Annotated in this window: 7 protein-coding genes; all 7 read right to left on the bottom strand. The window is 46.4% G+C overall.

The genetic code is table 11. The annotated features are described in order from the left end of the window. Positions 1 to 10 precede the first annotated feature (10 nt). Positions 11 to 2,335 (bottom strand): glycoside hydrolase family 65 protein, encoded by a 2,325-nt coding sequence (locus BMZ72_RS01385; RefSeq protein WP_089804511.1) that lies wholly within the window; start codon positions 2,333 to 2,335, stop codon positions 11 to 13. A gap of 45 nt (positions 2,336 to 2,380) precedes the next feature. After that, complete coding sequence (pgmB, locus tag BMZ72_RS01380) at positions 2,381 to 3,040, bottom strand: beta-phosphoglucomutase (RefSeq protein ID WP_089804509.1); 660 nt, start codon at positions 3,038 to 3,040, stop codon at positions 2,381 to 2,383. 29 nt (positions 3,041 to 3,069) lie between these two features. After that, positions 3,070 to 4,929 (bottom strand): glycoside hydrolase family 13 protein, encoded by a 1,860-nt coding sequence (locus BMZ72_RS01375; RefSeq protein WP_089804507.1) that lies wholly within the window; start codon positions 4,927 to 4,929, stop codon positions 3,070 to 3,072. Positions 4,930 to 4,996: 67 nt separating this feature from the next. Further along, complete coding sequence (locus BMZ72_RS01370; RefSeq protein WP_089804505.1) at positions 4,997 to 6,034, bottom strand: SusE domain-containing protein; 1,038 nt, start codon at positions 6,032 to 6,034, stop codon at positions 4,997 to 4,999. Positions 6,035 to 6,077: 43 nt separating this feature from the next. Then, the gene (locus BMZ72_RS01365) at positions 6,078 to 7,670 is read right to left on the bottom strand and encodes a RagB/SusD family nutrient uptake outer membrane protein (protein WP_089804502.1); all 1,593 of its coding nucleotides are present in this window, start codon (positions 7,668 to 7,670) and stop codon (positions 6,078 to 6,080) included. Between the two features lie 19 nt (positions 7,671 to 7,689). Continuing rightward, positions 7,690 to 10,656: a SusC/RagA family TonB-linked outer membrane protein gene (locus BMZ72_RS01360; RefSeq protein WP_089804500.1), complete on the bottom strand. Its 2,967-nt coding sequence runs from the start codon at positions 10,654 to 10,656 to the stop codon at positions 7,690 to 7,692. A gap of 426 nt (positions 10,657 to 11,082) precedes the next feature. Next, complete coding sequence (locus BMZ72_RS01355; RefSeq protein ID WP_089804498.1) at positions 11,083 to 12,114, bottom strand: LacI family DNA-binding transcriptional regulator; 1,032 nt, start codon at positions 12,112 to 12,114, stop codon at positions 11,083 to 11,085. Between the last annotated feature and the right edge of the window lie 69 nt (positions 12,115 to 12,183).

The following is a 12,183-nucleotide window of genomic DNA, read 5'->3' as shown; positions in this document are numbered from 1 at the left end:
GATAAATATTTTAATTAACTAAATTTCCTTGCTTTGAAGTTACTGTTGCACCAGCAGCGACATGCACTGCTTCGCCATAGATCAACACGGTGATGTCTTTGGTAGCATCGTTTTCAATGGTCACATCCTGCTTGCTCACTTTCACCTTTAATATCCTTCCACGGAAACGGATGCTGAATGCAAACGACTCCCATTTACCGGGCAGGAATGGCGTGAACTGCAATTGTCCATCTCTCACACGCATACCGGCAAAACCTTCCACCACACTCATCCAGGTACCAGCCATAGAAGTAATATGCAGCCCGTCTTCTGTATCGTTGTTATAATCGTCCAGATCGAGACGGGAAGTACGCAGATAGAACTCATGCGCCCTCTTTTCGTCACCCAGTTTCGCCGCCAGGATCGCATGTACGCAGGGAGACAGGGAGCTTTCGTGTACGGTACGCGGTTCGTAGAAATCAAAGTTACGACGCAGTGTATCCATATCATATCTGTCTTCCAGGAAGTATAATCCCTGCAAAACATCTGCCTGTTTTATATAACAGGAGCGCAGAATACGGTCCCAGCTCCATTTCTGATTCAGCGGACGCTGTGCCGGATCAAGGTCTTTTACCAGGATCTGTTCTTTGTCCAGATAGCCATCCTGTTGCAGGAATACCCCCAGCTGTTCATCTACAGGATAATACATGTTATCGATCACATGCTGCCATTTTTCCAGTTCTTTACCGGCGTCAAAAGCAGTTGTTCTGATAATTGCATCATACCGGCCGGCAGCAGTCTCTTTTACATACTGCAAAGCCTCTGTAGCGTATTGCAGGCACCAGGTGGCCATGGTACTGGTATACCAGTTATTGTTGACGTTGTTCTCGTATTCATTTGGTCCCGTTACGCCCAGCATTACATACTGTCCGCGCGCATCGCTCCAGTTCACACGTTGTGCCCAGAAGCGGGCTATACCGATCAGTACTTCCGTACCGTATTCTGCCAGATAAGCCGCATCACCGGTATAGCGAATGTAATTGAAAATAGCAAAAGCGATAGCAGCGTTACGATGAATTTCCTCAAAGGTAATCTCCCACTCGTTGTGACATTCTTCTCCGTTCATTGTCACCATCGGGTATAATGCTGCGCCATTGTTAAAGCCTAATCTGGCTGCATTTTCAATAGCCTTACCTAATTGCTTATAACGATAGATCAGCAGATTACGGGCTACCTGTGGTTCAGCAGTAGCGAGATAGAAAGGTATACAGTAAGCTTCTGTATCCCAGTAAGTGGAGCCGCCATATTTTTCACCCGTAAAACCCTTAGGCCCGATATTCAGACGCGCATCTTCACCGGTGTAGGTCTGGTTTAGCTGGAAGATATTGAAACGGATCCCCTGTTGCGCAGCCGGATCACCTTCAATGATAATATCGCTTTCTTTCCATTTGATCGCCCAGGCAGCCGCCTGTTCTTTCAGCATGGTCTCAAAGCCTTTTGCTGCTGCTTTACCAACTGCGATTTCGCAATTATTAGCCAATGCTTCTACTGCGTGGTTTTCAGAAGAGAGGTTTGCCGCGTATTTGTAGATAACTGTTTCCTGCTGATTGTTCACTCTCACGGTCGTCACTACGCCTACGTATTTCTCTTTCTGTACCGGTGTTACGTTCAATGCCATAGGCTTCGCATCCTGGTATATATTGAACTGCATCCCGGTACATACCTGGAAACCGGTTTTCTTGGTCTTCAGTGTGATATAGGCACTGGTATGCTGGATACTGGCGCCTGTTTCTTCCCAGAACTTCTCATCGTAGTTGGCATCCTGGTTTTTGATGTCGCCATCGATGTAGGCGGTTACCTGCACATTACCTTCAAAATTCAGGGGAGTGATACTATAGCGGATCGCACCGGTTTCATCATCTGCAATACTACAGAAACGCGTAGCGGTTACCTTTACCTGTTTACCACTTGCCAGCGTTGCGGTAAAGTTACGTTGCAGATACCCTTCCTGCATGTTCAGTATACGGCTGAAATCAGTCACCCGGGCCTTATGCAGGTCCAGCTCTTCTTCCTCAATACGGATACCGATACCGATCCAGTTCGCCGCATTCAATACCTTGGCAAAGTACTCCGGATAGCCGTTCTTCCACCAACCCACACGGGTCTTGTCAGGATAATAGACACCGGCAACGTAATTGCCCTGTAATGTTTCGCCGGAATAGGCCTCTTCAAAGTTGGCACGCTGGCCCATACGACCATTCCCCAGACTGAATATGCTCTCGGATATCTTATTATAATGTGGTACAAAACCTTCTTCGATAATGTTCCACCCGTCTACTTTTATGTATTGCTTCATGACTCTCCTGAATGGCACCTTTCGCTAAAATGCGATCAGCATTGTTTATTTTGAGTATAAGTTGGTCAGTGTTTGCAGATCGATCTGCTCCAGGCTACTGACTACCAGGTCAGCTTCTCCCAGTACGTCCTCCTCTCCTATGCCGACTACCTTCATACCGGCAGCTTTTGCAGCCTGTACACCGGCAATGGCATCTTCAAAAACGATACATTTAGCCGGTGATACGCCCAGGGCTTCAGCTCCTTTCAGGAAGACCTCCGGATCGGGTTTGGAAGCGGAAACGGTATTACCATCTACCAATGCATCAAACAACGGCAGAATGCCTACTTTTTCCAATATGACAGTTGCATTCTTACTGGCAGATCCCAGGGCCGTTCTTATACCGGCAGCCCGCAGATTATCCAATAATTCTTTTGTTCCCGGCAGGATCTCTTCGGGTGTCATGTGATGGATCATGTCAACATACCATTCATTTTTACGGGTAGCGAGCACCTGTTGTTCATCAGCAGACTTCTCTATCCCTCCCCATTCCAGGATCAGTTCGAGTGACTTAACTCTGCTGATTCCTTTTAGCTTCTCGTTCTGCGCTTCCGTAAAATTGAACCCTAACTCATTGGCCAGCCTCTTCCAGGCTTTGAAATGATAGACAGCGGTATCTACGATCACCCCATCCAGGTCAAAAATGCATGCTTCAAATACTTGCATATATTCAGATAAAATCGTTTGAAAAATTGTTACTTGAGCAGTTCCAGCACCTGTGTTGTTTCTGCCGGTATATGCAGACTATCGGCCAGCGGATAGGTTTTACCACTGACGATGTCCCTGGCCTGTGTGAAGCCGGTCACCCTTTCCGTGAAACGCGCGGGAGATATCGCAGCCTCCTGCTCATTTGGATTGAGTACGATCATCACTGTCTTTTCTCCGTTATAGCGGAAATAAGTGTAAATATTATCCTGCGGCACATACTGCATCAGTTTACCCGTTTGTAATACCGGGTTATGCTTTCTGTAGTTGGCTAAAGCGCTGACATAGTTGAATAACTCATTTTCTTCTGTATTACGGCCACCGGCAGTGAATTTGTTCTGTGCATCACCTGTCCATCCACCTTTGAAATCTTCACGTACCAGTCCATCGGGCGCACTGAAGTTCTTCATACCGATCTCCGCGCCATAGTACAATTGCGGGATACCACGGGTGGTGAGTAACCAGGCCAGTGCGGCCTTGTATTTATTCCTGTTCTCCTTTACCACTGAATAGAAACGGCTCAGGTCATGGTTGTCCAGGAATACCACGTTACGCATAGGGTCCTGGTATTGATAATCCTGTATCAGGGTGGCATAGAGTTTTACGACGCCATCATCCCATCCCGGCTTTTCATTGAGTGCAGCTGAGATCGCCCAGAGACTCTGAAAATCGGTAGTGCCAGGGAGGTTTGTATCAAAGCCTCTGTTCACCGTATTACCCTGGGTAAAAAAGACCTGTTCCGGACCACTGTGTACCCATACCTCTCCGAAGAAGGTAAAACCGGGATAGGCCGCTTTAATAGCTTTACCCCACTCCGACATGAAGTCTGCATCGTTATAAGGGTAAGTATCAAGACGAAAAGCATCTACCCCGGCGTATTCAATCCACCAGATATGACTTTGTGTAAAATATCTGCGTACATATGGATTTTTCTGGTCCATATCAGGCATGTGTAAATCGAACCAGCCATCGGTCATGATCTTCTGATCAGATGGCGCTGCGTAAGGATCCATTAAAGGAGCAGCACGAAAGCTTGAACGGGTGAAAGCGGGCCATTGATGTACCCAGTTCTTCATGGGCAGATCTTTCATCGTCCAGTGCTGACTGCCAATATGATTGTGTACCAGGTCCTGGATCAGCTTCATGCCTCTTTTATGCAGACTGTCAGCCAGCACCTTATACAGTTCATTCGACCCAAAGCGGGGATCAATGCGGTAATTTTCCGTTGCTGCATAACCATGATAAGAAGCGGACGGCTGATCATTGGTCACTAACGGCGTCATCCACAAGGCTGTTACCCCCATCTCCTGCAAATAACCCAGGTGATCAATGATACCTTGTATATCGCCGCCATGGCGTTTATACATGGAATCTCTGTTCAGTGAAGTTTCCTGCATTCCTTTGATAATATCATTGTTCTTATCGCCATTTGCAAAACGGTCCGGCATGATCAGGTATACAAAGTCGCTGCTGTTCACGCCCTGCGCTTTGATACCGCCTTCTCTTTTCCTTAGCTCGTAAGTGTATACAATGTCTTTCTGCCCTTTCTGTTTAAACTTGATGGGGAACGTTCCCGGAGCAGCCGAAGAAGTGATATTGAGATCGACAAACAAATAATTGGGATTCTCTACTTTATGTACTTCCTGTAAGGTGATACCCGGATAGCTGAGGGACACTTCCTTTTCAGCGATCTTGTCTCCATGAATGATCAGTTGCAGGAAGGGTTCCTGCATACCCGTCCACCAGAAGGCGGGTTCTACCCTCTCCAGTTTAGGCAGTTGTGCCAGTGATATCGAAACAGTAGTGAATGCCAGGATAGCGGTCAATAACAATCTTCTCGTCTGTAACATGCTTAATAATCTATGGTTTTGAGAGCTGCAGCCCGGTGTTGAAGCAGGCTGCAGCTGATATCATTCCTTATTGTACGCTCAATGTGTAGATGTAGTTGCCAGGATTACCCAGATCCATCGTGATGGTATAAGTTCCGGCAGTCGTGATGTTGATCACACCAGCGGCACCGGCGCTCAGTACCCCGTTATTATCATCATCACTCAGACTGATGGTATTGGCATTATTTGCCCTGAAGTAGAAGCTTCCCGCGCTCATTGTAGTGGTAACGCTCCATTTCTTTGTCGTCGCGTTAAAGGTCATTGCCTTATCGGCGCCACCTACTGCACTACCGGTAATACTCCACGAAGTACGGGTAACCGCAAAGCTGAGTGCATTCAGGTCAACTGTAAGCCTGTAATAACCTGCTTCAGCAGCCTTTATATTGCCTCCATTACTAACAAGAGAACCACCGCCGGCATCACCATAGTTCAGGTCCCAGCTTTTAGCAGGCGTGATCTTGAACTCAGTGTTGGCATCCGGGAAATTCAGGTAGCCTTCATACTTCTTGTCATTGTTTACTGATGCCAGTGCACCAAGACCATCATTGTCGAATGACCATCCCTGGTAACCACCCGGTACATAGATCGCCGGATATATCTTTGGTACATAGTAAGGCGTTACTGTCAGCAATACACTGTCAGAGTATACCTTATCTCCTATAGTATCTACCGCTGCTTTTACACGGATCACCAGCTGGTGTTCACGACCGGCAGCCAGGCCCATATTGTTGATCGCCTGATTCAGCTGCGCAACCGTGAAGGTTTTGGTCAAACCGTTACTAGCGCTAAATATCTCAGAAGCGTTCCTGAAACCATTTCCTTTTTCGGCCACTTCAAGTGCATAGTTCACTACGGCTCTGTATCCCCAGTCCTGAGAAGCAGTCCAGGTATAGGTTACCGCATTTTCTGAAGCTTTATCCGCTGAAAAAACAAACTCAGTCGCTGTAGCAGAAAAGGTAGGCGTTGTACCTGTCTTCACCTGTGTGAAGCTGTCCTGCTTTTCGCAGGAGGCGAGCGCCAACACACATAAACTTCCTGCAATAATTTTATTCAACCAGGCATTCATGATGCAAGTATTTTTAGTATTGTGGTTAAATGCTGTTCCTGAATTAATAACCGTCGTTCTGTTTCAGGTTGGGATTAGCCACCCTTGCAGTAGTTGGTATGGGATACAGTTTACGGAAATCACCTACTGCTGCTCCGGCAGGTACGCCGCCTTTAAACGGCCATACATAGGATGCACCTGTGAACAATCCGTAACGGATCAGGTCAGTTCTGCGATGTCCTTCCCAGTAGAGTTCACGACCTCTTTCATCGAGGATGAACTTCAATGTGAGCTGTGCTGCCGTGATGTTACCGGAAGTATTACCATAGGCGCGCTGGCGCAGGTCATTGATATAAGTCACGGCCTGGCTGGTGCTGCCACCTGTACCGCCACGTAATACGGCTTCTGCATAGGTCAGGTGCATTTCTGCCAGACGCATTAACGGGAAGTCTGTATCTACGAAAGTGGAGTTGGAACCATCTGTATTTTTAGATGTCCTGTTGGACCATTTTGTAATAGCATAACCGTCGGTGAAAGTACCCAGGTCAGCGATCTCACGGTTTTGTCCTTCAGTATAGAACATCGCACGTTTATCGGTAGCACCAGTAATGTCACTGAACAGATCTACAAATGCACTGGTAGCGCGTAAACCACCCCAACCACTGTTCACACCGAAGTTAGCGGCATTCATACTACCACCTACGGCCGCATGTATCAGGTAAGTAGTACCGCCATAAGTCTGGGTCCTGGTACCGTCGAAGTTGGCGGTAAGCATCAACTCAGATTCGGAAGTGACATTGTTATCTGCTTTGAACATATTCGCGTAGCTGTTCGCAAGTGTGTAACCGGAATTGATCACTTTACTGCTATAGGTAACCGCATCGGTGTAACGGGCAGTACCGGTATATACTTCAGCGTTCAGGTATAATTTTGCCAGCAATCCCCATACACAGGCTTTATCAGCACGACCGTATTCATTTGCATGGGCATCTACCATATCTCCTTCTATTGCTACTAACTCACGTTCCACATAAGCAAACAGGTCCGCGCGGGAGATCTGGTTTGGGTTATAATATGCCACTTCGTTACTGTCAGTCACAAATGGTACACTTCCAAACAGGTCCATTGCGTGATAGTAGCTCAGCGCACGCAGGAAGCGGGCTTCTGCGCGGAAGGTATGCGCCGTCTCACGGTCTTTTTCAGCGATACCATTGCTGCTCAGTTTATCATCGCTGGTTTGTCGGATAAACTCATTACACTGCGCGATCTGATAGAACAGACGGGCAAACATAGCGTTGATGAAGTTATCATCCGGCGTCCAGTCCATCTGATGAAAATCCTGTATCGTACCATCATTCCAGGCCATTACAGCTTCATCAGTTGGCAGTTCCTGCATCTGAAAATATCCGCGGATATAACTGGAAGTTCCTTCATCAATACCGCTGATATCCGGGCTACCAGTAGGGCCTACCTGTCCGGTAACAGAGAAACCACCATATAATTTTGCCAGGATGGCCTTATAATTGGAAAAGTCTTTATACACGCTGGCTGATGTAGCCTCTGTGATCGGTGTACGGTCAAGATCTTTGGTACAGGAAGTCAGTCCCCATGCTATTGCACCCGCCAGTACCACCTGATATATGAATTTCTTAGTCATAACGTTTCCTGTTTGTTAATTAAAAATCAAGGTTAACACCTAAAGAATATACACGCGGACGAGGGTAGAACTTATCGTCTATACCACTGAATACTTCAGGGTCCTGACCGCTGTATTTGGTGATCACGAATACGTTCTGCACGTTAAAGTTTGCACGCAGGCCGACTTTCTTATTGATCACTCTTCCGAAGTCGTAACCCAGGTTCAGGTAGTCCATGCGCAGGAATGATCCGTTTTCTACGTAGTAATCAGACCAGTATTGTGTGTTCCTGAATTTAGTTTTCAGCACACTGGTGGACAGGTTTGCCAGGTAATTACTATTCTGGAATGTTTTGTAAGAACCGTTGTTGGATGCCTGGTTGTTATAGATGTAGTTACCGATGTTACTACGCACACTGAAACCGAGGCTCCATTGCTTGTAGTTGAAGCTTGAATTGAAGTTCAGGTATACTACCGGATTGGAGGATTTATAGCGGTATTTATCATCTGCGTTAACGACGCCATCGCCGTTGGTGTCTTCATACACACCTTCAATCGGATTGCCTGCTTTATCGTAGATCTGTTTGTATACGTAGAAAGAATTGATCTGATGTCCGGCAGTATTGATCTGGATCGTGTTACCGGTACCACCGCTGATCCCGCCTGTAGCGATACCTACGGAAGTATCTGTCTGCGCTTTGGAGAGCGACAGGATCTTGTTCTTGTTATAGGTCACGTTGAAACCAGCATTCCAACGGAAGTCTTTTGTTTCTACCGGTGTGGCATTGATGATGAACTCCACCCCTCTGTTTTCCAGACTACCGATGTTGGTATACAGGGTGTTGGTCAGGTTTGTACCGGTAGGAGCTGTTACATCTGCCAGCAGGTCGGTGGTTTTCTTGTAGTAGAAGTCTACGCTACCGGTGATCTTATTATCCAGGAAGCCATAGTCTACTGCTACGTTGTAAGTAGCTGTCTGTTCCCATTTGATGTTCTGGTCATAACCGGCAGCACGCAGTGTTTTGTAGAACACATCTCCCAACTGGTAGGAAGAGTTGGCGTCACCATAGGTATAGCGGGACAATGCTGCGTATTCTTTACCCACACCGATATTTTCCTGACCGGTCACACCGTAACCGAGTCTGAGTTTCAGGTCAGATAAGGTCTTTGTATTCTTCAGGAAAGGCTCGTCTTTCAGTTTCCAGGCGAAAGCGACTGAAGGGAAGTTACCCCAGTGCTGACGGAAACGGGAAGTACCATCACGACGCATGGTGAAAGTCAGGAGATATTTGTCATTGAAGGTATAGTTCAAACGACCGAAGAAAGATACCAGTGTATGCTGTGCTTCGCTGTAGTTACCCGCAGCAGTGGTCGTATCGCCTGATTCGTCCAGCGTAGGATAACCCGGAGTAGCGGTGATAAAGTCCTGGTAAGAATAACCACCCATTACGTCGATACGGCTTTTGATACCTTTCAGATCTTTTACATAGTTCAGGTAAAAGTCAAACAGTTTGTTCTTCATTTCCTGAGAGTAATGCTTGTAGGAACCGCCGGTACCATTGTAGTAGGACAGTGCTGCATACTTCGGAATGTTTGTATTACCGTCTCCTTTCTGGTAGTCGTAACCCAGGTTCAGGTTAACACGCAGTTCAGGGAGGAAGTGGAACTTATAATCAAACTGGATATTGCCAATACTTCTCTTTACCTGGGATTTGTCCATTTTCTGTTCCAGCATTGCCGCCGGGTTTTTGGTAGCGAGGTCGTACAGTTTGCCATTGTACAGCCATTCGTAGTAACCACCAAAATCATTGCTGTTGCCGGAGCGAAGCGGTTTAGTCGGATCGTAGGCAATAGCGGCGTTGATAGCACCCTGGTCGGCAAAGCGGTAGTCAGCGATAGAACCCTTTACGTTCATGTTGATTTTCAGGTGATCATCAAATAAACTTGGAGACAGGTTAATGGAAGCTGAATTTCTTTCCAGGTTGGATGTTTTCAGGATACCGTCCTGGTTCAGGTAACCAACAGAAATGCGGTAAGGCAGTTTCTTCCAGGCGCCGCTGAGGGCCAGGTTGTTATCGGTGCTGAAAGCAGACTGGTAGATCTGTTTCTGCCAGTCAGTATTATCAGTGCCCAGCAGTGCGATCTGCGCAGCCGTACCATTCTGTCTTACAACATCAGAGAACTGGCTGGCGTTCAGCACCGGAGAAAAGCCGGTTACCTTGGAAACAGCGTTAGTTGAGCTGAAGGAAACGTGGAGTTGATCGCCAAGACGTCCTTTTTTAGTAGTAATGATAATGACACCGTTGGAGGCACGGGAACCGTAAATAGCGGTTGCAGATGCATCTTTCAGTACGTTAAATGATTCAATATCATTCGGGTTGATCAGGGCGAGCGCATTGGAGGCGCCGCTGATATTGTTATTGTCAACAGGAACTCCATCGATAATGATCAGCGGATCGTTAGTGGCATTCAGGGAAGCACCACCACGTACACGGATCGTACTACCAGCGCCAGGTGCACCACCATTGGAAGTGATCTGTACACCAGGAACTTTACCGGTGATCAGCTGATCGGCGGAGCTGATAGGTCCTTTGTTAAAGTCTTTGGAAGAAACGACAGCGATCGCACCTGTCAGGTCGCTCTTTTTCTGTGTACCGTAACCTACTACTACAATTTCATTCAGACCTTTAGTGTCAGCTTTCAGCTGGAAAGTGATCGATTCTGTGCTGTTACCTGCATTGACAGGCATTTCGAATGTTTCATACCCCAGGATACGGGCTACTACTACGATGTTTCCCGGAGTAATGCCAGTGATGGTGAATTTTCCTTCCGCATCGGCTGTCGCGTTCTTACTGGTACCTTTGATGAAGACGGTGGCGCCTGGAATTGGCTGTCCTGCGTCGTCTGTCACCTTCCCACTAATACTGCCTGATTGCGCATAGGTAAACAGAGAGATCAACACAAAGCACAGCAGTAATGCATACCGGGCAAAGCGTGTTTTTTTCATTTAACGTTGATTAATAGTTTCACAATAAGTTCACTGCAGGTACTTTTTGAGCAAAAAGCCCCCCTTTCGAATCCTTTCGAATTCAATTGCCTTTCGTTTGTTTTTGTTGTAATCGTGGAAACCAGAGACTGATCTTTCTGTCTTCCGGTGATCTGAATGCTGTAAAGCTTTAAGTAGGATTCATTTTAGTTACGTTTTTCTATTTCCGGGAACGTTCCCGGAGTGTGGAACATGTTGCTAAAGTATACCTTTTTATGAAAACTGTAACATTCTGAAATACTTTTTTTAAAAAAAAGTTAAAAAATAGCGGGGAAATGGCACGTGAAATCAGCGTAATAATCGATATAACGCTTGATTATCAGCAATTTGAAGAATGTTTATATACAAGATTATCTAGTAAAGCACTTTCGTTTTGTTTCTTTTCGCTTACCCCTTCCCTCCTATGGTGGTTTTTACACCGGTGCTGGAAGTTCTGGGAATTAGTTTTGAACTTAATACAAGGTGGTCAGTAACAGGCGCATCGCTTTCCAGTGCCCTGAAAAGGAGCTCTGCGGCATTTGTCCCCAGATCAAAAGCTGGTTGTGTGATGGTCGATAGCGCTGGATTCAGCAGAGAAGCGATCTCCAGACTGGAAAAGCTAACAATCTTAATATCATCCGGAATCCGGATACCGAGATTATGACAAACGTAGTAGCTGGAAATAGCCAGACGTTCCACAGAAGCCAGGATACCATCCGGATGCTGTTCATTTAATGCTTTTGAGAGAATATCAAAGTTCTCGTCATAGTCGTTGGAGCAATCTATAACGAGGTGGGTGTTATATGGAATACCCGCATCTTTCAATGCGTCGTGATAACCCTGCATACGGACATTACCGATGGACAGACTCTTATTCACCACAAGGAATGCGATCTTCTTACAGCCTACTTCTATCAGATGACGCGTAGCGGCAAAACTACTCTCATAGTCATCTGTAGTGACTTTTGGCACATTGATATCATCGTACACCCTATCAAAAAAAACGAGTGGAATATGTTTATTTCCCAATCTGTTCAGGTACTGGTGATCGTTGGCCTCACCGGATGCAGACATGATGATGCCATCCACACGACCGTTATACAATTTGTCAATAAATGCTACTTCTTTCTGGTATTCGTCATCCGTCACATAGATCAGTGTATGGTAGCCTTTATCTCTGGCTACGCGCTCAATACCATGTATGGCCTGGGAAAAAAAGTTATTGGCCAGTTCCGGAACGATGATGGCAATTGTCTTGCTTTTCTTCTCCCGCAAATTGCTGGCATAGTGATTTGGCTGGTAGTTGAACTCCTTCGCCATGGATAAGATCCTGGCTTTTGTTTCGGGATTGATGTCGCTGTTGCCTCTGAATGCCCTGGAAACCGTGGAAGTAGACAAATTAAGTTTTTCAGCCAACCTTTTAATATCAACGCGATCCATTGCTAAAGTTGTTTAAATAGGCTCAGCGGCCAAATTAGAGAAAATAGCTGAGAAAGCAGGAAACTAATA

This window comes from Chitinophaga sp. YR627 (assembly GCF_900114995.1).
In the GTDB taxonomy this organism is placed as follows: domain Bacteria; phylum Bacteroidota; class Bacteroidia; order Chitinophagales; family Chitinophagaceae; genus Chitinophaga.
The sequence above is the reverse complement of the archived record's forward strand: the minus strand, read 5'-3'. Positions and strand labels throughout refer to the sequence as shown.

Excerpts from the sequence above, each read along its gene's own strand:
- BMZ72_RS01385 (WP_089804511.1), bottom strand. The coding sequence starts at position 2,335 with ATGAAGCAATACATAAAAGTAGACGGGTGGAACATTATCGAAGAAGGT.
- pgmB (WP_089804509.1), bottom strand. The coding sequence starts at position 3,040 with ATGCAAGTATTTGAAGCATGCATTTTTGACCTGGATGGGGTGATCGTA.
- BMZ72_RS01375 (WP_089804507.1), bottom strand. The coding sequence starts at position 4,929 with ATGTTACAGACGAGAAGATTGTTATTGACCGCTATCCTGGCATTCACT.
- BMZ72_RS01370 (WP_089804505.1), bottom strand. The coding sequence starts at position 6,034 with ATGAATGCCTGGTTGAATAAAATTATTGCAGGAAGTTTATGTGTGTTG.
- BMZ72_RS01365 (WP_089804502.1), bottom strand. The coding sequence starts at position 7,670 with ATGACTAAGAAATTCATATATCAGGTGGTACTGGCGGGTGCAATAGCA.
- BMZ72_RS01360 (WP_089804500.1), bottom strand. The coding sequence starts at position 10,656 with ATGAAAAAAACACGCTTTGCCCGGTATGCATTACTGCTGTGCTTTGTG.
- BMZ72_RS01355 (WP_089804498.1), bottom strand. The coding sequence starts at position 12,114 with ATGGATCGCGTTGATATTAAAAGGTTGGCTGAAAAACTTAATTTGTCT.